At 41.4% G+C, this 19,449-nt stretch carries 18 protein-coding genes and 1 other RNA gene; 10 read left to right on the top strand and 9 right to left on the bottom strand.

Features of this window, described 5'->3' with window-relative positions; translation table 11 throughout:
• Positions 1-15: 15 nt before the first annotated feature.
• Positions 16-1,443, top strand: a complete 1,428-nt coding sequence (locus tag ACFSJY_RS08070) for an MATE family efflux transporter (protein ID WP_386033080.1) — start codon at positions 16-18, stop codon at positions 1,441-1,443.
• On the opposite strand, the gene ACFSJY_RS08075 is transcribed toward ACFSJY_RS08070, so the two are convergent.
• Positions 1,421-1,816: a diacylglycerol kinase gene (locus ACFSJY_RS08075; protein WP_386033082.1), complete on the bottom strand. Its 396-nt coding sequence runs from the start codon at positions 1,814-1,816 to the stop codon at positions 1,421-1,423. The genes ACFSJY_RS08070 and ACFSJY_RS08075 overlap by 23 nt on opposite strands.
• A 301-nt stretch (positions 1,817-2,117) precedes the next feature.
• Between ACFSJY_RS08075 and ACFSJY_RS08080 the strand changes: the two genes are divergently transcribed.
• From ACFSJY_RS08080 to ACFSJY_RS08090, 3 genes are all read left to right on the top strand, one after another.
• The gene (locus ACFSJY_RS08080; protein ID WP_386033084.1) at positions 2,118-2,912 is read left to right on the top strand and encodes a DUF2884 family protein; all 795 of its coding nucleotides are present in this window, start codon (positions 2,118-2,120) and stop codon (positions 2,910-2,912) included.
• Between the two features lie 209 nt (positions 2,913-3,121).
• Positions 3,122-3,787: a tRNA-uridine aminocarboxypropyltransferase gene (locus tag ACFSJY_RS08085; RefSeq protein WP_386033086.1), complete on the top strand. Its 666-nt coding sequence runs from the start codon at positions 3,122-3,124 to the stop codon at positions 3,785-3,787.
• A 9-nt stretch (positions 3,788-3,796) separates the two neighbouring features.
• Entirely contained in the window at positions 3,797-4,279 is a 483-nt protein-coding gene (locus tag ACFSJY_RS08090) for a GNAT family N-acetyltransferase (RefSeq protein WP_386033088.1), read from the top strand.
• A 43-nt stretch (positions 4,280-4,322) separates the two neighbouring features.
• Here the strand turns inward: ACFSJY_RS08090 and ACFSJY_RS08095 are convergent, their stop codons facing one another.
• Positions 4,323-5,210: a LysR family transcriptional regulator gene (locus ACFSJY_RS08095; protein WP_386033090.1), complete on the bottom strand. Its 888-nt coding sequence runs from the start codon at positions 5,208-5,210 to the stop codon at positions 4,323-4,325.
• Positions 5,211-5,344: 134 nt separating this feature from the next.
• Between ACFSJY_RS08095 and ACFSJY_RS08100 the strand changes: the two genes are divergently transcribed.
• A complete protein-coding gene (locus tag ACFSJY_RS08100; protein ID WP_386033092.1) occupies positions 5,345-6,847 on the top strand; it encodes a CoA-acylating methylmalonate-semialdehyde dehydrogenase in 1,503 nt (500 codons plus the stop codon).
• Between the two features lie 228 nt (positions 6,848-7,075).
• Here ACFSJY_RS08100 and prsT read toward each other — a convergent pair whose 3' ends face one another.
• The 4 genes from prsT to smpB all read right to left on the bottom strand — a co-directional run bounded on the left by prsT (position 7,076) and on the right by smpB (position 12,014).
• A complete protein-coding gene (prsT, locus tag ACFSJY_RS08105; protein WP_386033094.1) occupies positions 7,076-9,850 on the bottom strand; it encodes an XrtA/PEP-CTERM system TPR-repeat protein PrsT in 2,775 nt (924 codons plus the stop codon).
• A 97-nt stretch (positions 9,851-9,947) separates the two neighbouring features.
• Positions 9,948-10,796 carry an exosortase-dependent surface protein XDP1 gene (xdp1, locus tag ACFSJY_RS08110; protein ID WP_386033096.1) on the bottom strand — a complete coding sequence of 283 codons (849 nt, stop codon included), beginning with the start codon at positions 10,794-10,796 and terminating at the stop codon, positions 9,948-9,950.
• A gap of 296 nt (positions 10,797-11,092) precedes the next feature.
• Positions 11,093-11,443, bottom strand: a transfer-messenger RNA (tmRNA) gene (gene ssrA, locus ACFSJY_RS08115).
• An 82-nt stretch (positions 11,444-11,525) separates the two neighbouring features.
• Positions 11,526-12,014: an SsrA-binding protein SmpB gene (gene smpB, locus ACFSJY_RS08120; RefSeq protein WP_386033099.1), complete on the bottom strand. Its 489-nt coding sequence runs from the start codon at positions 12,012-12,014 to the stop codon at positions 11,526-11,528.
• 144 nt (positions 12,015-12,158) lie between these two features.
• Between smpB and ACFSJY_RS08125 the strand changes: the two genes are divergently transcribed.
• The 4 genes from ACFSJY_RS08125 (at position 12,159) to ACFSJY_RS08140 (ending at position 15,403) form a co-directional block, all read left to right on the top strand.
• Positions 12,159-12,590 (top strand): SRPBCC family protein, encoded by a 432-nt coding sequence (locus ACFSJY_RS08125; protein WP_386033101.1) that lies wholly within the window; start codon positions 12,159-12,161, stop codon positions 12,588-12,590.
• On the top strand, positions 12,590-12,931 hold the full coding sequence (locus ACFSJY_RS08130) for an RnfH family protein (protein ID WP_386033103.1): 342 nt from the start codon (positions 12,590-12,592) through the stop codon (positions 12,929-12,931). The genes ACFSJY_RS08125 and ACFSJY_RS08130 overlap by 1 nt, the downstream gene beginning before the upstream one ends.
• Before the next feature lie 250 nt (positions 12,932-13,181).
• Positions 13,182-14,288: a hypothetical protein gene (locus ACFSJY_RS08135; RefSeq protein WP_386033105.1), complete on the top strand. Its 1,107-nt coding sequence runs from the start codon at positions 13,182-13,184 to the stop codon at positions 14,286-14,288.
• A 59-nt stretch (positions 14,289-14,347) separates the two neighbouring features.
• Entirely contained in the window at positions 14,348-15,403 is a 1,056-nt protein-coding gene (locus tag ACFSJY_RS08140; protein WP_386033107.1) for a lipase family protein, read from the top strand.
• A gap of 60 nt (positions 15,404-15,463) precedes the next feature.
• Here the strand turns inward: ACFSJY_RS08140 and ACFSJY_RS08145 are convergent, their stop codons facing one another.
• The 3 genes from ACFSJY_RS08145 to nadK all read right to left on the bottom strand — a co-directional run bounded on the left by ACFSJY_RS08145 (position 15,464) and on the right by nadK (position 18,539).
• Positions 15,464-15,808, bottom strand: coding sequence for an outer membrane protein assembly factor BamE (locus tag ACFSJY_RS08145; RefSeq protein ID WP_386033109.1), 345 nt, complete (start codon positions 15,806-15,808; stop codon positions 15,464-15,466).
• Positions 15,809-15,898: 90 nt separating this feature from the next.
• A complete protein-coding gene (recN, locus tag ACFSJY_RS08150) occupies positions 15,899-17,563 on the bottom strand; it encodes a DNA repair protein RecN (RefSeq protein WP_386033111.1) in 1,665 nt (554 codons plus the stop codon).
• Between the two features lie 94 nt (positions 17,564-17,657).
• Positions 17,658-18,539: an NAD(+) kinase gene (nadK, locus tag ACFSJY_RS08155; RefSeq protein ID WP_386033113.1), complete on the bottom strand. Its 882-nt coding sequence runs from the start codon at positions 18,537-18,539 to the stop codon at positions 17,658-17,660.
• A gap of 155 nt (positions 18,540-18,694) precedes the next feature.
• Here nadK and grpE point away from each other — a divergent pair, with 155 nt between their 5' ends.
• Complete coding sequence (gene grpE, locus ACFSJY_RS08160) at positions 18,695-19,315, top strand: nucleotide exchange factor GrpE (RefSeq protein ID WP_386033115.1); 621 nt, start codon at positions 18,695-18,697, stop codon at positions 19,313-19,315.
• The last annotated feature ends 134 nt before the right edge of the window (positions 19,316-19,449 follow it).

Consider the following 19,449-nt stretch of genomic DNA (forward strand, 5'->3'; position numbering starts at 1 on the left):
GATCGCGCTAAAATAGTGGGTTCTCAACTACAAACCGTCTCACAATTAATGACAGCTAACCCAGAGTCTCAATTGCGCCAGTCACTCAGATTAGCGTGGCCTATCTCATTACAGAATCTACTCGTGACGTTGCTAAGCATGATCGATGTCGTAATGGTTGGGCATTTAGGTGATGCAGCAGTTGCATCAGTTGGGTTAGGGAATCGAATTCAGTTCGTTGTACTTGTTATTGCGACTGGTTTATCGTGGGGCGTTGGCGTCTTGGCTGCACAATATTACGGTGCAGGTAGAACGATCAAAATTAGACAAACGATGCAAATGGCAAGTGTCTTTGCTATTTGTTCACTGACCCCTATTGCAGTAGCCAGCTTTTTCCTTGCTGATAATGTCGTTAGTTGGGCGTCGAATGACCCAGAACTTATTTCATTGGCAGAAACGTATCTATGGATAACCATGCCAAGCCTCGTTTTCGTGGGCATCATACTTATTATTGAGAACGCGTTACGTAGCATTGGCCAGGTTAAATTGCCCATGGTCTTTAGCGTTATTGCCATTGCAATCAATATTGTATTGAACTATTGGCTAATCAATGGTGGCTTTGGGGTACCAGCACTCGGTGTAGAGGGGGCTGCATGGGCAACCCTTATATCCAGAGTTATCCATCTGGCTATCTTGGTGCTTTTCTTAATTTCGGCAAAACACATGTTAGCGCCAAAGTCAGGGGACTTGGCCGAACTGCGCAAGAAAAAAGATTGGTGGAAATTATTTCACTTGGTGTGGCCAATGATGATCAGTTTCGGTATCTGGTCAGTTGGAACGTTTGTTTATCAATTGATTTACGGTCAGTTAGGCACTCAATCACTTGCTGTCATGAGTTTATTGTCACCTGTAGAGGGTATGTTTCTGTCTTTATTTTTTGGACTTGCATCGGCGTGTTCAATCCAGGTCGGGCAAGCACTGGGGGCGGATGATTTTGATAAAGCATGGCGTGTTGCAAAAGCGTTTCTATTAATATGCCCTGCAGTGGCGCTAGTGACCGGCGGGCTGGTATTGTCGTTACAGTCGTTAATTTTAATGCCTTACCAAAATATGGCACCAGAAACCTTATTCATGGCTAAGCAAGTTTTTGTGCTGATCGCGTTGGGAGCATGGCTGAAAGTCACGAATATGACATTAGCTCTAGGCGTATTGCGTGCAGGTGGCGACAATAAATTCTGTATGGTGACAGATATCACAGGCATGTGGGTAGTGAGTATTCCATTGACCTTCGTTGCGGCAACTGTCTGGCAGTTACCGCTAATTTGGGTCGCTTTAGCTGCCTACTCTGAAGAGATTGCCAAAATTGTTTTATTTGGCTGGCGCACGTTCACTAAAAAGTGGATGCAAAATTTGGCTGGCGATGACGAAACGATTATCGAACCTAGTAAAAAAACCGCTCAATAATTGCTAGTCCCCAACAAAAAACAAGTAAAGTAAACGCGATAAAGACACCAGCTGAGCCAAGATCTTTGGCTCTTCCAATTAATTCGTCATGCTCGAGTGTGATTTTATCTGCTAGTGCTTCAATGGCTGAATTAATAATTTCAGCGAACAGCACAAACGCTAAAGTCATCAACAGCACCATCAGCTGGGTCATTGAATTGGCTAGAAAGAATGAAAATGGCGTCAATATCACACACATAACAAGTTCTTGTCTGAATGCAGCTTCATGCTCATATGCCGCTCTAAATCCTTTAAAAGAACAATATGCTGCTTTGATGATGCGTTTTATGCCTGTACCGTTAGGTTTTTCTGAATAGTCCGTTTGCGATGTCATAGTTTCGCGATTTCCTGTCGGATGAATAATAATGCTTGAATGAAAACCGAAAAGTTGAATTTAACACAGTTCAAACACTTATCGAAATTACCCAGTGAATTAAGGCTAGATTCTTGGTTGTATAAGATGGTGTAAAAAGCGAATAATTGGCTTAAATAACTAAATATAGATAGTGTGCACTAGACGCTTTAGAGCTGATTCTTGTTTAAGTTGTTGAAAAATATGCGATAATAATGTTGGCGCGTCATTTGTAATAACATCTGTGTAATAAAGTGAAAGCCAAAATAAAAAGGACTATCCAATGAAAAAGATTTTAGCAGGTGCAAGTATTCTATTAACGTCTTCCGTGTTTGCGCATGATTTTAATACAGACTCGTGCGATGTTGACCTAAATGGCCGCGTTAAGATGACAACTGAAGCATTAGAGTTTGGAGATGATCACAACAACAGTTATAAAATCGTTGGACGTGACACATTATTTGTGAACGGTGAGGAAGTGGCGCTTAATGGTGCGCAAGAAGACTTGGTTGGTGAATACGCAAGCAATGTTCGTGCATTAGTGCCAGAAGTTAAGACTATTGCAATTGAAGGGATTGGCTTAGCGAAAGAAGGTATCGACTTGGCGTTCACTGAATTGTTAGGTTCTGGCAATCAAATTAGTGAAGATTTAAATATTGAACTTGATAAGCTTAGCGAACATGTTAATACGTCATTTTCCATAGAAAATGGCATTGAGTTTAGTGAAGACGGCTTTGTTGGCGATACGTACTTCGGCGAAGATTTTGAAAATCGTTTAGAGGAATCTATCGAAAATGCCGTCCAAAAATCAATGGGCACGCTAATGATCGCAATGGGACGCGAAATGTTATTCTCAGGTGGCGACATGGAAGCATTTGAAGCTCGCATGGAAACGTTTGGAGAAGAAATCGAGCAGCAAATGGAAGCACGTGCTGAAAGTATTGAAGAGAGTGCACATCAACTATGTATGAAACTGGCAGATGTTGACGAAATGGAGAATCAATTACGCGACAACATTCCAGAAATGCCAAATGTAGACATAATTCGTGTGAAAGTATCTCCTAGCGATAAAATCTAGTGAATATGACTTAAAAAACGAGAAAGGCGCCTTTTGGCGCCTTTCTCGTTTTTTAGCCTTGGTATACAAAGTTCGCAACAAACCTGGACACGAGGTAAAATCATTTTCATCACTTGTTGACCGTTTTGAATACCTTGCACGCTGTCCAAAGAATCTATCGATACCGAAAAAGCATCAGCACTAAACCGTTTAATGCACGGGGCAAAAAAGTGCAACGATGTGAGCTTTGCCAAGTCGCGATGCAAAACTGTATTTGTCACTTCCGCAAACAAGCCAAAACGGACGCGGCATTTTTACTGTTAATGCATGATGCTGAAGTACTAAAACCCAGTAATACTGCAAGATTGATAGCTGATGTGGTGGCAGATACTCATTGTTTTTTGTGGTCACGTACAGAGATTAATTCACAGCTTTCAGCGTTATTAGCAGATAAAAAGTATTTTCCTGTGGTTGTATTTCCAGGAGTTTATGCTGGCGAAAACCAGACTGTTTATGAAAACTTCTTGCCTGATAATACTGTTGCAGATCTCACTCCGTTATTTATTTTACTGGACGGTAGTTGGAGAGAAGCAAAGAAGATGTTTAGAAAAAGCCCATATCTAAATGAATTGGCTATTCTAAGTTTCACGGGAGCTGGTATAGAGGCGGACTCTCAACAATACAATCGAAAAGCAGAAGTAGATAACCAGTTCGCGACAGCACAAGTAGCAGCGAGAAGTCTGGCTGCTATGAATGAAAGCAATGCCGCAAAGCATTTATCATTGTGGTTTGAAGTGTTCAATTATCAATATCAACAAAGTGTTTGCCAGGTAAATTTAGGTAGGGCAGACGCGTTAAACGATTACTTAAACCACGTACAAATAATACAGGATTAATAGCGCGTTATGATCTCTTCTGGACGTCTTACAATATCTCCGCTAACACCGAGTGACTGGCCATTTATTTTAGAACTGCTTAATACTGAAGATTTCATTGAGCAAATAGGTGACAAACAAGTATCTGATAAGGCGTCAGCCCTAAAATACATTGCTACTGGACCAGCAAAGTGCCAACAAGAAAATGGCTTTAGTCTGATGGCAATGAGGCTCGATGAAGGCACACCAGTTGGGTTATGTGGATTACTTAAACGCGATACTTTGCCGTTCCCTGATATTGGCTATGCGCTTTTGCCACAATATTACCGTAAAGGATACACCTTTGAAGCATGTGAAGCGGTATTGGCCCATTTCAAAGCACTCAGACCTGTTATGGCGATAACAAGTCATCAGAACACTGCGTCAATCAAGTTGCTTGAAAAACTTGGCTTTGCCGTAGCACCGTCTGAACTAAATAGCGATGACAGTGTGAGTAGCTTTATTCTGTATTAGTAAAATAGGCTTTAAGCACTAAGCAGCGATAATTGCAATGCCGTTAACTAGGTTGCAACGTGTTTTGATTGGTTTCTGCGAGCGCTTTTAAATAATCCCAGACAATGGATACACGTTTAAGTCGCTTAAGCTCAGGGTGTGTTACCAACCAAAAGCTCCTCGTGAGACAAATTGTATCGGGTAATACAGGCGTCAGTTCGGGGTCTGTTTCAGCAAGAAAGCAGGGCAGAATGCCAATGCCTAACCCTGATTTAATTGCTGCAAACTGGCTGTTGACACTTGTGCTTCTGAAACTTGGTACGATGTCAGTTCCAATTTCATCTAAGAAACTTAATTGTTCTGTAAATAGTAAGTTATCGACATAGGTTACCCAGGACATCGCGGATAAGTCACTGATCGAATTGGGCGGACAAGATTTTAGAAGAGATTTTGATCCATAAAGCTTCAGCGTGTAGTCAGTGAGTTTAGTGACGATCATTGATGTGCCTTTGGGCTTTTCAATAGCAATGGCAATATCTGCTTCGTTACGACTTATTTTCACATTGCGTCCAAAGTGCAAAAGATCAATATCTATCTGTGGATGCAGTGCTTTCAGTTCTTTCAGGTTTGGGGCGACAAAGTGATTACCGAATGCTTCGGTAACACCTATTCTTACCACACCCGAGTCGCCTTGATTTTGGTTGGCGATTTGCTCAAACGCCATAGCTGCATTTTGTTCAATTTTTCTGGCGGACTCTACAAGCTTGGTGCCGTCTTCTGTGAGAAAATGTCCAGAGGTTGTTCGTTCGAATAGTTGCGTCGATAAGCTTTCTTCTAATTGATGTAGGCGTCGTGAAACCGTTGAGGGGTCTAGGCTCAAGCGTTTAGCGGCTACAGATAACTTTTCTGTGCGCGAAACTTCTAAAAATATGCGTAAATCGTCCCAATTCATAGACTTATTGTAACGCTAATTACTATGTTTGTAAAAATGCAAAGTACATTGCATAAATGTGTATTGTATGTCTCTAGTATAAGGACTACCTTAGCGGCATTACGACAGGTATAACGCCCATTTAGAGGTAACATATGACGATCAAAGAAATTCCACTGATTATCGGTGGCGAGAAAGTGCAATCAACATCTGACCAATGGTTAGACGTACTTAATCCTGCAACACAAGAAGTTGTTGCTCGTGTGCCAATGGCCACACCGGAAGAAGTTCAAGCCGCGGTATCGTCTGCAAAAGAAGCTTTTAAGACATGGTCAAAAGTTTCGTTAACAAACCGTATGCGCATTATGTTGAAGTTCCAAGAATTGGTGCGTCAACACACAAGTGAAATTGCAGAACTAATTACCGAAGAGCACGGTAAGACACTACCAGATGCAGAGGGTGAAGTAGGGCGAGCGCTAGAAGCGGTTGAAAATGCTTGCTCAATTACACGCCTGCAATTAGGTGAAATGGCGAATAACGCTGCAACAGGTGTTGATACATACACGTTGAACAAACCATTAGGTGTTGGTGTGGGTATTACAGCGTTTAACTTCCCAGTAATGCTTCCTGCATTTATGTTCCCGCCAGCGGTTGCTTGTGGTAACACATTCGTATTAAAGCCGTCAGAGCAAGATCCATCCTCAACTATTCGTTTTGTTGAGTTAGCACTAGAAGCAGGTATTCCGCCGGGCGTTATTAATGTTGTTCATGGTGGGCCAGATGTCGTGAATGCATTGTGTGAACATGATGATGTAAAAGCGGTGTCTTTCATTGGTTCAACAAATGTGGGGACACATGTCTATAACCATGCAAGTAAACACGGCAAGCGTGCACAAGCCATGATGGGCGCAAAAAACCATATGGTTATCATGCCGGATGCCAACAAAGATCGCGCAATTAATGACTTATTAGGTAGTGCTTTTGGTGCTGCAGGTCAGCGTTGTATGGCCAACCCTGTTACTATTTTAGTGGGTGAAGCACGTAACTGGTTACCTGAAATTGCTGAACGCGCGAAGCAAATGAAAGTTGGCCCAGGTACACAACGTGATGCAGACCTAGGTCCGGTAGTTTCTCCGCAAGCCAAACAACGTATTATCCGTATTTTAGACTCGGGTGTGGAGCAAGGTGCAACGCTACTGGTTGATGGTCGCGATTGTGTCGTAGAGGGCTATGAAAAGGGCAACTTTGTTGGCCCAACTATGTTCTCTAACGTAACCACTGATATGGATATCTATACGCAAGAAATCTTTGGTCCTGCGCTATGTGTACTAGAAGCTGAGACGTTGGAAGAAGCAATTGAAATAATCAACGCTAATCCTAACGGTAACGGTACCTCTATTTTCACGTCAAGTGGATGGAATGCACGTAAGTTTGAAAATGATATTGATGTCGGCCAAGTAGGTATCAACGTACCAATTCCGGTGCCTGTTGCATACTTTAGTTTTACGGGCTCTCGTGCATCTAAGCTAGGAGATTTAGGTCCTAATGGTAAGCAAGTAGTTAGCTTCTGGACACAGACTAAATCTGTGACAGCACGTTGGTTTGAACCTGATCATCAAGATGGTTCAGAGGTTCATACGACGATTAGCTTGAAGTAATCATATTTTTGCGCAAAGGGCCGGAAGGCCCTTTTTTTATTGCCTTTAGTTTTTGATGTATTCCAAGGCGGTTTACTCTTATTGCCTTAGGGTGTCATAAAGCTATCGCGTTAAGAATAGAGGCGCTAAAAGTTGAAGGAATGAATTCAAGCTTTGTAGTGTTGTTAGCGGATCAAAATATATAAAGTAGTTAGATTAAAAAAGCCCCTGGCAAGGGGCTTTTTTAATCTAACTCTGTTTATTTAATTCGTTTAAAAGCTGCTCAGCATCTTCTCGACCCGAGAACTGGGTGTCACTCGCTAATGCTTTTTCTAGCTCTATTTTTGCTTCAATGTCACGGCCAAGTTTATGCAAAGTAAAGCCTAGGTGATAGGGAATACTCGGGTTTGATGAATTGAGTGCATATGCATTTCGTAATTTCTTTAATGCTTCGACATGTTCCCCCTGTAAAGAGAGTATCCAACCTTGAGTGTCCATGTAAGATGAGTTATTTGGCGATAAAGTGACAGCTTGCTCAACTAACTCCCGTGCTTTAGATAAATCAGAACTCAAATAAATATTTGCTAAGTTATTGAGTATGTTAGCGTAATTAGATGTTTGATTTTTATCAATTAATTCGTAGTGTTTACGTGCCTTTTCGGGCTGATTGGTATTTAAATAGTAGTCAGCAAGTAAATTGCGCATGTATACATTATTAGCGTTCTTTGTGAGTAGATCTTCCAAACGCTTTTCAAAGGCTTTAGGCTTTACCTGTTGATTAGCCAGCACGTAGAGGCGTGTTACCGCGTCGTTGAAGTTGTTATCTCTTTTGAGAGCAGTCCAATAGTGATTAAAAGCGTCATTAAGTTTTTGCTCTTTTTGTGCCAAATCTCCTTGAAGTAATGCGACATTTGCATTTTCAGGATACTTTTTATTTAGCGCAGATATTTGTGATTTGCTCTCTTTTATGGGGTTTAAGGCAAGAGAAAATTGTGCTTTAGTAAAATGATAAATAGCAATGTTTGGCTGTTTTATTATCGCTTGCTCAATACTTTTATAAGCACCTTCAAGGTCAAATGCTTTGTTTTGTAACAAGCTCAGTTGGTAAAATTCGCCACCGTTTTCAGCTAGCCCTTGCAGTACACCTAATGTCTGCTTAGCTTCTTTATACCGCTTTTGTTTGATAAAAATATTCGCTTTATAAATTAGATGCTTGGGTTCCAAAAACACTTGGTTTTCTAATTTATTTACTAGGTCTAACGCTTTTTGATAGTTGCCCGTTTGATATTCAAGCCCCATCAGTAACTCAATGGCACCCACATGAAATGCGTCTTTATCTAGCACCGCAGTGACTGTTTCTCTCGCTTTGTCTGCTTGCCTTGTGTCACGTTCCAATTTAGCTTTAAGCATCAAAAGCGGTTGCTGTGTACTTCCGTTTGAATGCAGTTTATTTACTATTGATAGTGCCTTGGTAAACTCTCGATTTTTAGCATATGCATTCGCTAAATTGAAACTACTGGTGTAATTGTCTGGCGTTATCGTTAGTACCCGATTAAATTCGTTCGCAGCCTCCAAATATTGACCACTGCGCAAAAGAATGACGCCTTTGAAGTTAATGAAACTTGTGTTGTTTGGGGCAAGTTTGAGCAAATCTTCGGCAATATTTCTTGCTTGGTTGTAGTCACCTTGTTCCATATAAATCAACCCTTTGTTTAGGGCGAAAGTAGCCGTTACTGGTTCAGGTTGGTGGCTATCCAATAACGCTAATGCCTCTTTATAGCGTTTACTTTTAGCCAAATAATTTGCCTGAGCGATGATAATCTGGCTGTTATTCGTAAACGTTTTGGATAAGTCGGCTAAGATGTTTTTCGCTTTATATGTTTTGTTTGTTTGCAGATAAACATTGAAAAGCTTTAATGATAAGCCAAGGTCACGTAGTACTATTTTTTCATTTCTTTCCAGTAACTGTTGAACTTTATCTGGCTGACCTTGCTGAAGATAAATCTCTGTCAACATATTCAGACCAGATAAGTCATTAGGGTTACTGTTGACATAAGTTACCAATTCTTTCTGGGCTAATTCTAGGTTTCCCTGCATAAAGGCTGCAGCACCAGCAACATAGGCTAGCGATGCGTTACTGTTCTTCTGAGCGTCTGTCAGCAATGAAAGTTTTGCACTGATGTCTTCAAGGATCTGTTGGGCTTCATCGAGTTGGTTATTCTGAGTCAGCAGTTGGCTTTTCAGTAATCTCGCATAAGGGTCGTTTGGCGTTCTCTCAATAATTGTATTGACGAGTTCTAGTGCTTTTTCATGCTTACGAAAATTTGTGTATTGGTGAGCCAACGCGCGCATGATGACAGGGTCATCAGGATCAAAATCATGTGCTTTTGTTAACGCTTCAAGTGCGTCTTTCTCCATACCCTGTGCAGTGTAAAAGTCCGCATAGAGATTCCAGACTTTGCTGTTTTGCGGTGTAAACTCGATCAGATTTTTTATGTAGTTCTCTGCGATTTTGAATTGTCGAATAGTGATGTAGTAGTTGGCCAATGAGCTCAGAACACTGGCGTCTTTCGGCGCTAAATTTTTAGCTCTAACTAAAGGCTCAAGTGCTTGCTCTGTTTTGTCCATTGCCATCAACGCATTGCTTTTGACAAGCAGTGTTTTTACTTCAACTTTTTCATTGAGGGCTCTATGTTTGAGTAAGTCAATGATGTCTTGGTAGCGACCAATTAGCATCATGGCGCGCACTTGCTCATAAATAAATTGGTTTGCGTCCGCCCCCATTAACAGCGCATCGTTAAATTCTTGAATACCGTCTCTATACAATCCTTTGGCAACTAGCACGTGACCCATCAATACTTTAGCGGGTAGGTTGTCTTCATCTTCTTGTAATGCGTTTTTAAGGTAGATATAAGCAGTATCAACATCGTTTGCTTGATATGCAGCTACGGCTTTCTCTAAGTTGTCAGAAGCGAGAGAGAGAGTGGAGATAAGGAGACAAAAAATAAATAAAAATGTTTTCATATAGACAAATCAAGTAGACGACTTACTTCTTCTTATAGTAGCAATTAATAGACATAAAAAAAGATGGCATAAGCCATCTTTTTCAGCGCTTTATTGCCTACTGTTGTTTTCTTGTTCGTACAAGTAAACCAAGGGCAACCGCCATAATAGCAAACGGAGTAGGCTCAGGAATTGTGGTTGTTGTTGGCGGTGTTACCGTAAATTGCACACCAGCTAGCTTGAAACCATCATTACCTTCCATGTTCGAATTACCACCGAACATACTGTTGTACGCACTCACTACCCATAGCGATGATGAGCTGTTTACGTTCACATCTGCATAGTAGCTTGATATGTTGCCACCGTTAAACATTTGGGAGTAACCGTAACCAGAAGCGCCGCTTTGCAAGTCTGCAAAGGTATCTCCTGTAAGGTCGTTACCGTAACTCGAATCTAATGCAATGAAAGTTACTTGGTTATCAGATGTGTTACCAAGTCGCCAACTGAATGCCGCTTGATCGAGCTGTACATCAACACCGTTGAAATCAAGCAAGAAAAAGTCGTAGTCACCGTAGCCATTCGTACCACACTGGTTGATTGAGTTGTCAGCAGAGTGATGATAACCACAGGCACCATTTGCTTCATCAACGTTCACCATAGACCAACCGTTTCCATTACGGTCTAAGTCAACAGCACGTTCAATGTATGCATCTCTGTTGTAGTTGTTGTTACTCATCCCGTTAGGTACTGAGCTTCCAGCTGTATCAGACCAGCCCGAAACATCAATTGTAATACCATTGCCTGCATCTATAGAGAATGTGTTGAAGTTTGAGCCAGGTTCCCCATTAGCATAAGTGTTTCCATTAACCTCAATAGTTTGAAATGAAGTTGACGTAACACTAGCAAGTGCACTTGAAGACGCTAAAACTAAACCCGCAGCAATCCATTTTTTTGGATTTAACATCATTTTGTACCTCAGTGATTTAGATGTACTTAACTTTATATATTATATCAACCGAAGCAAAATACGTGCCTTGGTTTTATGGTTTTGATTTTTAAGGATTTATTTTGTTTTTGAACGATTTTTTTTATGTCGTTGTAAAGTATCTCGACAAACAACGCTCATTTAGTGTAAACCTAACTTTGTACGGCTAGGTTGATGAGCGCTAGACGAAGCAGCTTAATCGCTACCACCAATTATAACACTCCGCCTAAAATCTCTCTTAGATAACAGAGTAACGTTGTCACTCTATTCATTGAATGTGGTGGAGCCGGGGGGAGTTGAACCCCCGTCCAAAAAACCTACATCCTCGGTCCTACATGCTTAGTCGATCTTTTATTTAACCAGTCAGCCGCCGAACGACAGGCTGCTTTCTGGTGAGTCTGATACTGTTTCGCGGTTCACCCTCAGACAGAGTTCCCTCGCTAGTCCATTTGATATGACCATCGCTTCTCACGCCAATGAACCAAGCGTCGAGAGGATGGCTAGCATTAAGCTGCTAGTGCGAACGTTTCGTCGTTTGCAACTATAGTTTTGCGGCTTTTTACCAGGCCAACCGCCCCTGGGCATGCACCTTGGGTTTCGCGAATCTTGTCGAATCCTAAATCGGCCCCAAAGTATTTGATGCACCTAAGTGCAATTAAGAGCATTTTACCTTGCTCTCTCACGTTAAACAACGTGATATTTTTTAGACAGTTACTTGCCCAAATTTTTGTTTTTCATGATACGCCCTTTATCAATGCTCCATTCACGGTCCTTGATATCAGCGCGTTTATCATGCGACTTTTTACCCTTACCTAGATAAAACTCGAGCTTTACCCAACATTGCTTCCAGTACATAGCGGTTGCTATTAATGAATAGCCATCACGTTCTACTGCACCAATCAGTCTATCTAGCTCTCGGCGGTTAAGGAGTAATTTTCGGTCTCGTGTTGGATCGCATACAACGTGTGAAGAGGCTGCATTGAGTGGCAAAATCTCGCTACCAACTAAATACGCTTCCCCGTCTTTTACCATGACAAAACAGTCAGAGATGTTGACTTTACCGGTGCGTATACTTTTCACTTCCCACCCTTGAAGACTCATACCACCTTCAAACTTATCGGTAAGATTGTAGTTGTGGCGTGCTTTTTTATTTAAGGCGATGGTGTTGCTGTTTGATTGTTTAGATTTCTTCTTTGCCATTGTATTTCCAACGTTAACGGCGCACATTATACGGAGAAATTAGCGGTTTTAAATCGTATAACAAAAATAATTTGATTTTTTATACCTTAGGGTGAGCTTTGTGATTGCTTTTGCTATCATTGCGCCGTCTTACTAGGAGGATAAATGCCGTCAATACATAGAAGTGCGTTGGTTATGCACAGTGTCGAACAAATGTACCGACTTATTAATGATGTTCTTGCGTATCCGCAATTCTTGCCTGACTGTACCGACAGCAAAATAATTTCTCATGACGAAGCGTCGATGACAGCCGCGTTAAAAGTATCTAAAGCAGGTATCAACAAATGGTTCACAACGAAGAATACATTAGTTGAAAATCAACAAGTCACACTAGACTTGGTTGATGGGCCGTTTTCAAAATTAAAAGGCGTATGGGAATTGACGGCATTATCTGACGAAGCCTGTAAAATTACCTTGAACCTAGACTATGAGTTTTCCAATAAAATGTTCGATTTAGCATTCGGCAAAGTGTTTAACCATATAGCGAACAATATGGTTCAAGCGTTTACTATGCGTGCGAAAAAGGTGTATGGCTAATGAGTGGACAAATTCATATTGAAGTTGTTTATGGCACGCCAAACAAACAAGAGTTGATTGCGTTACCCGTATTGCCGGGTACAACCGTCGAGCAGGCAATTATCGAGTCTGGCATCATGGCTTTATTTGAAGATATCGACTTGAAAGTAAACAAAGTAGGTATTTGGAACAGAGCGGTCAAGCTCTCTGAAGAAGTACAAGACCTAGATCGCATAGAAATCTATCGCCCGTTGATTGCTGACCCTAAAGAAGTGCGTAAGCGTCGCGCTGAAAAAGCGAAAGAAGAAGGTCGTGCTGACAAAGTTACCGGCGGCCGCGTAAACCCTCTGCGCGGTAATTAATTCCTCGTCCGTAACTCACTGCTATCGATCCACATCTTAAAAATCATCTACTAATAAAATAGCGAGTATAAATAAAGGTTATATTCGCTATTTAGTTTGTAAATTGAACAACTAACGTTTTGATATTTAACTACTAAATGCAAATGTATTATATCTTTTATAAGATATGTTAAGTCATATTGTATGATTAAAATTGCAGCAATTATTTTCTTAATCTAGGCTGATATCGCATCCATGATGAGATATCGCTATGAAGAAAATAACAATAATAATTTCAGGCGTTGCGTTTGTATGTGCAACTTTTGTTTTTTGGTCGAAGTTCTGGCTTCGAGATTCTATTCAGCCGCAAGGCAAAACAATGCTTGCAGAAGAGAGTTTGCATGAAGCAGACGTAGATACTGTAGTCATATCAAAATCCACAGACATTCAAGAAAAATCAATTGATCAGAAGCTGCTTGGACAAGTGGAAAGTCCAAACGCATTAATGTCATTCATCGAGCATACGAAGTACCCTCCGTTTTCACAGCCGATAACTCAACACGCACCACTTGAGAGTTTTCAGCCTAGCTTGGAATCAGTGCAATCTGAAACCCTTTTTTTACTAGAGAGCGATGATAGTGAAGTTAGGTTGGGGATTAGTACTCAAAGGTCGACTTATTTTGAGGAAGAGGTTATCTCAATAAACGCTTTGGCCCATCTAAATGACACACAGGAAATAGATGATGTCACAATTTGGCTAAGCAGTGTTGATGGTGATGAGCTCTATCGACTAGAACCATCGCATCAAGAGTCAAGTTGGCAGTTTGACATTGATACATCTCTAATAAATGCGAGTGATTGGCCGATTGAAGTAGAGGCTCGTCTATTAGTGATGGTAAATGGTGAAGCGTTGTATACGTTCCACCCATTCAGGTATCAGGCACCGGTTGCTGAACTCAATTCTGTCGGCACTGGCTCTGTCCAAGAGCAGTTCTTAAATATTTCCTTGGAGTTTGATGTAGAGCAAAAAGGTTATTTCTTCATTACAGGAAACCTCTATGAGCAACAAACGAACAAACCTTTAATTCACCTGACTGCTGAAGGTGAGATGTCATCGCTAAACAACAAACTATCGTTGAAAGCCCATATTGACGCGCTAAAAGTGTCTGGTCTTGAAGGACCTTACTATTTGGCAGATATCGACATAACACGAAGTGCTGCAATAGGAGAGTCTTTTGATCTGAAAGGGCGAGCACTAGAGTCACGCTATCACATTGACAGAGTCGATTTTTCGACATTTTCGAATATTCCACACCACGATCCGCACGACAAAGAGCGCATACGAGTAATGAAAGCAATTGCAAACATTAGCCAGTAAAAATTTTAGGAGCAGTAACGTAAGGACGCAAAACAATAACAAACCAAAAAGGAAAAGAAATGCCAAAATTATTACAACACATCGCCGTGATATTGTTAGGACTCATTAGCATGAATGCTTCTGCTAAATTAGCTGGGAAAAATGTCATTCTAGTCCACGGCTTTATTTCGACGGATATAAATCAAAACCGCTCTGATAGCCAGTTGCTAAATGGTGCGAAAAGCTACTGGCAAGACTATTGGCGCGGCAAAGTCAGTAACGTCAACAAGCATATTTTATATTGGCCTTCAGCTGAGCGTGTTGAAGGGAAAATTAAAGACAAAATTAGAAGTCAGTTGATCGCATTGGGGAACGACTGCATTAACGGTTGTATTTTTGTCACTCACTCTACTGGAGATTTAGTGACTCGCTACATGTTAAAAAACCTTGGTGCGTGGGGGCTCAGTAATAAAGTAAAAGTTGATGCCGTCATTGACTTTGCAGGTGCCGGTGGTGGTACAAAGCTGGCAGAAATTGCTGTCGCTATTTCTGAAGGTAGTGGCGCAGTGAATAGTGCTCAGCGCTGGGCTGTTCAGCAAGCACTTCAGTTTACACCGCAAAAAGGAAAAATGGGAGTAATGTATGACCTAGTACCTTCTAAATCTAGGTCTATTGCAACTGGTTATGTTGGTGTTCCTCGACTTCGCTATGTGGGAACAGGAACAGAGTTTGCAGGTGCTACTAAGCCATTTTTAACGGGCAAAAGTGATAGTGTTGTTGCGATGCATAGTGCTTGCGGGGCAGCGAACTTTGGTGACTACCAGTCATGTGTCGGCAATGTCGCAAATAATGGTGAGCTTAAATCGGTGCGCGGTGCAGGCTCTTTATGGGCAAATCACTACCCGATATTGATGGGTGAAAAAACAACCCATGGCGGTACGATAAATAATAACAAAGGTAGCGAGTTCACAACTGTTAACAATAATAAAAATTACGGTGGTTTGAATGTTAGCTTTGCAACTAAAACTGAAAGAAAGTGGTGGAGCGGTGGGCGCAACGTTCGGTGGGTTCGTTACAACAACCAATGGGGCTCTAATTATTCCATGTCTAACCTAGTTTACAATGAACTAAACTAGAAAAAGCTTGTTGAAAGATAAGGGCAATAAAAAAGCGACCACTGGTCGCTTTTTCTACAATTAGTTTTCGTAAGGCGTATTAAAGTTTTCCGATAATTCAAAATCACCTTCTGCGGACACCAACTTGTTGTCAGCAAAATTTAATATGAAGTCTTTTCGTGTATTGAACTCTTCGTTGCGTCCTGACTTGAATTGATAAACGTAATGCCAAGTGTCATTTTCAAACGAGTCAATTACGACAGGTGTACCCAAAACAAATTTAACTTGCTCTTTCGTCATGCCCACTTGCAGCTTGTCGATGTCTTTTTGCTCAAGGTAGTTACCTTGCGGAATATCTATACGATATACCCAACTTGAACAAGCGGTGGTGCTTAGCGCTAGTGCCAAAACAATGCTTCTCAACATTTTATAATTCTAATCCTACTACTTTTGACAGGGGATAATACCCAAGGCGTCCCTGACATACAAAACAATTTGTGAAAAATTGGAGAATATTTAGCTTGCTAATAATTCTTCGGCATTTTGCAAACTAGAGTCGGTAATTGTGTTTCCTGCCAATAGTCGTGCAATCTCTTGGACGCGAGAAGCCTCACTTAGTTCCGTTACGGTAGTTTCAGTTTGCTCGCCGTCCGTCAGTTTTGCGACGAAGAGCTGTTGATGCCCCTTACTGGCAACTTGTGGTAAATGTGTTACACAAATAACTTGTGTATTTACGCCTAGTTGTTTGAGTTTGTTACCTACCATGGTAGCGGTTGGTCCACTGATACCCACGTCGACTTCGTCGAAAATAAGTGTTGGTGTAATCACTTTATCAGACAAAATTACTTGCATAGCTAAACTGATTCTTGATAACTCACCACCTGATGCAACTTTATGCATCGCGTCTGGTGCTTGCCCAGGGTTAATACTGACATTAAAACAGACATCATCTATGCCTGATGCATTGAGTGAATCTGTAGACTGTTTCGATATAGATACTTCAAATACACCGTGCTCCATATTCAGTTCACGGATACTATCAGTGATTGCTTCACTCAATTTCTTAGCGGCGGTAGCTCGAGATGAAGAGAGTGTCTCTGCGGCGTCAAGGTAATGTTGCTTGGTGTGTGCGATGTCTAGGTGTAAACTTTCTAAACGGGTCTTGTCAGTCGAAATAGCCGCTAATTCCGCAGCAAGCTCTGCATGACATTCATGTAGTTTTTCGGGGGCCACTTGATGTTTTTTAGCTAGTTGAATGGCAGTAGAGTACCTCTCTTCAAGCAAGCTAAAAGTCTCTGGATCAAGTTCTAGCTTATCATGATAGTGACGCAAATCGTTGTTGGCTTCCTCAAGCTGGACGAGTGATTCATTAATGATGTCGGCTATATTTGACAGCTCTTGATCATAATCTGCTAACGAAGAGAGTGAATCATGACTCTTACGAAGTAAATCTAACGCATTGGCGTGTTCGTCTTGTGACATCCAGTGCAAGCTTTGCAGAGTGTCCGACAATATTTGTTGGCTATGAGAATAACGTTTGTAATCTGCCTCTAGCGTTTCAAATTCATCCGCTTGAATGGCAAACTCATCAAGTTCATTCACTTGGTATTCGATCAGTTGCTGGCGAGCTTCTCGTTCTTGTTGCGATTTAATTAGCGCTTCAAGCTCCGACTTTTGTTGGCGGTACTGTTTATAGTAAAACTTGACGGCATCTAGGTGTTCATGATGGCTGGCGAACTCGTCTAGCATCCGCAATTGCTCGCTTGCTTTGGTTATCAACTGGTGATCGTGCTGACCGTGAATGCTGATAAGTTGTTGGCCAATTTCTTTTAGTTGTGCAAGTGGTACCTGGCTGCCGTTAATATACGCTTTAGAGCGACCTTCAGCGGATACAACTCGGCGCAATATACACTCATTGCCATCATCTAAGTCGTTATTTTCAAGCCAGTGTTTTGCATTAGGTATAGTTGTTAAATCAAATGTCGCGGCTAAATCTGTTTTTTTTGCGCCTGTGCGCACTACATTTGTTGTTGCTCGCTGGCCGAGACATAAGCCTAGTGCATCTATCGCAATAGATTTACCAGCACCTGTTTCACCAGTAATTGTCGTCATGCCTGATTGCCAATCAATATCGAGTGACTTAACAATAGCGAAATTTTGAACGGTTAATTGAAGTAACATGTCGTTTAATGCGTAAATTACCTTTACTGGTAATTTATACAGTAAAAAATGTTTAGGCAAGTATTTTTATTGAGCAATTACTAATAGATTGAAATTAGTAAAGTTTATTACCCCAGCTCAATTTAGTTCGTAGCACATTAAAGTAATTGTGATCCAAAGGATGTATCAACCTCAACGTATACGGGCTTTTCTTGATGATTACTTGGTCGCCTGGCATTACCGCTAATATAACGTGCCCGTCACAGCTTACCTGAAGGTTCTCATAGTTTTCATTCGCCAAAACAAGTTTTATCTCACTATCACCATCGACGACAATTGGCCTACTGGTCAATGTATGTGGAAACATCGGTACGAGTGACAGCGCATTTAGCGTTGGCGTTAATATAGGGCCGCCGGCAGACATTGAGTAGGCTGTTGACCCCGTCGGTGTAGATACGATTAAACCGTCAGAGCGTTGGCTGAACATAAAAGAGTTATCAATATAGACTTCAAACTCAATCATGTTTGCGACTTTACCCGCGTGAAGTACTGCTTCATTGACCGCGGCATTAGAGCTTTTCAGTTTTCCATGTCGATAAACTTCTGCTTCTATAATGAAGCGCTGTTCGCTGCGAGATTCGCCCCGTAAAATAGCTTCTAGCGGAGGAATAACATCTTGTGGCGGTAGGTCAGTCAAGAAGCCTAGGTTGCCTCGGTTCACGCCAATTACACCAATATGATAGCCCGAAAGTACCCGAGCCGCGCCTAGCATGTAACCGTCTCCACCGACGACAATGGCTAACTCTGCCAATTCGCCGATATCAGTAAGGGACTGAATGTTGATATTGTCAAAAGCTAATGATTTGGCTACTGAGCGCTCAACAATCACTTCATAGCCTTCCTGCGTGAGGAATTCGTATAAAGTAGTAATGGTTGAACTGGCACCTTCGTGATTAGGTTTCCCAATTAAACCAATAGTTTGATACAAGCGACCCATTGCTGTTTTAACCTCTGATTGTTTACCAAGGGCAGTGTCTCTCTTTATTTTTCCGTTGTAAAGCCAGTGAAATAAGAAATCTTATGGTTTTTGTGCTTGAAACCTTAATTCTAATCCCCATAATTAGCTCAATTGCGAATTATCAGGAGATTTTCATGACAACAGAGTCAAACGAAAATAAGACGGCAGAAGAGATTGCCGCTGAAGAAATCATTGCTCAAGCTGAAGAGCAAGTTGAAGAGAAACTAGACGCTGCTGCTGAATCAATTAGCGAAGAACAGCAAAAAATTAATGAATTAGAGTTAGCGCTAGCAGCGGCACAAGCAACTGTTGCCGATCAAAAAGACTCTGTAATTCGTGCAAAAGCTGAAGTAGATAACGTTCGCCGCCGCAGTGCGCAAGACGTGGAAAAAGCGCGCAAGTTTGCGTTAGAAAAATTCGCGGGTGATTTGTTACCAGTCGTAGACAACTTAGAGCGCGCTATTGCTAGCTTTGATCGTGAAGACGAAGCACAAAAAGCAATGCTTGAAGGTGTTGAGTTGACATTGCAAAGCTTTCTTTCAACGCTAGAGAAATTCGAGGTTAAAGCGATTGACCCGCAAGACCAACCATTTAACCCTGAATTACATCAAGCAATGTCAATGCAGGAAGTTGAAGGTGTACCAGCAAATACCGTTATTGCAGTGATGCAAAAAGGTTACGAGTTGAATGGCCGCTTGATTCGCCCTGCAATGGTAATGGTATCTAAAGCATCAAGTGTAGATACGACTGCATAAGATAATGTTGATATTATTGAGTGAAAAGCCGAGCAGATGCTCGGCTTTTTTGTGCCTGCGTGTTTGCTTAACTAGCGTTGTACGTAGTTAGGGTATAAATCGTTTTGTCACTTTTTGTACAAAGTGCTCAATGC

The sequence above is a fragment of the Thalassotalea euphylliae genome (genome assembly GCF_042682785.1).
Lineage (GTDB): Bacteria > Pseudomonadota > Gammaproteobacteria > Enterobacterales > Alteromonadaceae > Thalassotalea_F > Thalassotalea_F euphylliae.

Excerpts from the sequence above, each read along its gene's own strand:
- ACFSJY_RS08075 (WP_386033082.1), bottom strand. The coding sequence starts at position 1,816 with ATGACATCGCAAACGGACTATTCAGAAAAACCTAACGGTACAGGCATA.
- ACFSJY_RS08080 (WP_386033084.1), top strand. The coding sequence starts at position 2,118 with ATGAAAAAGATTTTAGCAGGTGCAAGTATTCTATTAACGTCTTCCGTG.
- ACFSJY_RS08090 (WP_386033088.1), top strand. The coding sequence starts at position 3,797 with ATGATCTCTTCTGGACGTCTTACAATATCTCCGCTAACACCGAGTGAC.
- ACFSJY_RS08095 (WP_386033090.1), bottom strand. The coding sequence starts at position 5,210 with ATGAATTGGGACGATTTACGCATATTTTTAGAAGTTTCGCGCACAGAA.
- ACFSJY_RS08100 (WP_386033092.1), top strand. The coding sequence starts at position 5,345 with ATGACGATCAAAGAAATTCCACTGATTATCGGTGGCGAGAAAGTGCAA.
- prsT (WP_386033094.1), bottom strand. The coding sequence starts at position 9,850 with ATGAAAACATTTTTATTTATTTTTTGTCTCCTTATCTCCACTCTCTCT.
- xdp1 (WP_386033096.1), bottom strand. The coding sequence starts at position 10,796 with ATGATGTTAAATCCAAAAAAATGGATTGCTGCGGGTTTAGTTTTAGCG.
- smpB (WP_386033099.1), bottom strand. The coding sequence starts at position 12,014 with ATGGCAAAGAAGAAATCTAAACAATCAAACAGCAACACCATCGCCTTA.
- ACFSJY_RS08125 (WP_386033101.1), top strand. The coding sequence starts at position 12,159 with ATGCCGTCAATACATAGAAGTGCGTTGGTTATGCACAGTGTCGAACAA.
- ACFSJY_RS08130 (WP_386033103.1), top strand. The coding sequence starts at position 12,590 with ATGAGTGGACAAATTCATATTGAAGTTGTTTATGGCACGCCAAACAAA.
- ACFSJY_RS08135 (WP_386033105.1), top strand. The coding sequence starts at position 13,182 with ATGAAGAAAATAACAATAATAATTTCAGGCGTTGCGTTTGTATGTGCA.
- ACFSJY_RS08140 (WP_386033107.1), top strand. The coding sequence starts at position 14,348 with ATGCCAAAATTATTACAACACATCGCCGTGATATTGTTAGGACTCATT.
- ACFSJY_RS08145 (WP_386033109.1), bottom strand. The coding sequence starts at position 15,808 with ATGTTGAGAAGCATTGTTTTGGCACTAGCGCTAAGCACCACCGCTTGT.
- recN (WP_386033111.1), bottom strand. The coding sequence starts at position 17,563 with ATGTTACTTCAATTAACCGTTCAAAATTTCGCTATTGTTAAGTCACTC.
- nadK (WP_386033113.1), bottom strand. The coding sequence starts at position 18,539 with ATGGGTCGCTTGTATCAAACTATTGGTTTAATTGGGAAACCTAATCAC.
- grpE (WP_386033115.1), top strand. The coding sequence starts at position 18,695 with ATGACAACAGAGTCAAACGAAAATAAGACGGCAGAAGAGATTGCCGCT.